Genomic DNA, 887 nt, shown 5'->3' on the forward strand with positions numbered 1-887 from the left:
GTACACGATCTTCTATTGGTAGAAGAGTTTTCTATCTACATAGATATTCACATGCATATGCTGCAAGAATCTGAATGGGAATGTTGTCAGCCCGTTTTCCATCATGCACAGAGGGTGGAGTACTTATTTATACTCTTACCGTGCCAGTGTTGATGAGTCGGCACATCCACAGGAGGTCGTCACCTTTCATGGGCTCTACCTTTTCTTCGTCGCTCAACACGTACGCGATGATGGCGATGCATCTGACCACTCCCAACCTCTTGGCTAGTAGTAACTGCAAATAATTTCCGTAGTCGGCGTTTTGCATGAATTCTACTCCATTCAGCTGCATCTCGTCTCCAACCGACTCGGTTTCACCCGTGGTGGAGAGCTTCTTCAGGATAAATTGCACAGGGAGAGGAGGAAGATCCTCTACCCATCTTCCAAAACAGCGAGAGCAGTAGCCAAACCATTCTTCCCTGAGGCATGGGAATCTTCTTACCACTTCTTCTTCAGGATTGTCAAAGTGGATTGGTAGCATTCGTATGCGTCGTGCAAATCGGTAGGCGACCTTCCCCCGCTTAGCTTCGGATGACTTCCTCTTTGGCAAGCTGGGTACAACCCGGCTTTCTGAGCTTGAAGCACTTGCTTGGCCAGATGCTTCTCCCTTCGGGGTCATGTGTTTCCAGACTAGCTTACCTTCTCCTTGCCTTTGGCTCGAGCAGCTCCTTTGAGCCACTTTGGAGTTATATCTTTGACTGCAGTTTCTTTAGGGAAAAGAGGTCTCATTGTTTGCTTTTCTTCCTTGATGTGAATGATTTCTTCGCGATGAATGTCGATGTAGATGACTTCAGCCCTTTCGCTGCCTTCGTTGCTGGCACTCATTGACAGTGTGCCTTGTGTCTTGG

General features: G+C 47.9%; 2 protein-coding genes. Both read right to left on the minus strand.

What is annotated here, in order from left to right; translation table 11 throughout:
- Positions 1–127: 127 nt before the first annotated feature.
- Complete coding sequence (locus tag DD606_RS25740) at positions 128–658, minus strand: hypothetical protein (RefSeq protein ID WP_129259554.1); 531 nt, start codon at positions 656–658, stop codon at positions 128–130.
- 11 nt (positions 659–669) lie between these two features.
- Positions 670–887, minus strand: a 218-nt coding sequence (locus tag DD606_RS25745) for a hypothetical protein (protein ID WP_219824257.1), incomplete at its 5' end; no start/stop codon positions are given.

It is taken from the genome of Enterobacter cloacae complex sp. GF14B (assembly GCF_004136805.1).
Classification (GTDB): domain Bacteria; phylum Pseudomonadota; class Gammaproteobacteria; order Enterobacterales; family Enterobacteriaceae; genus Enterobacter; species Enterobacter hormaechei_C.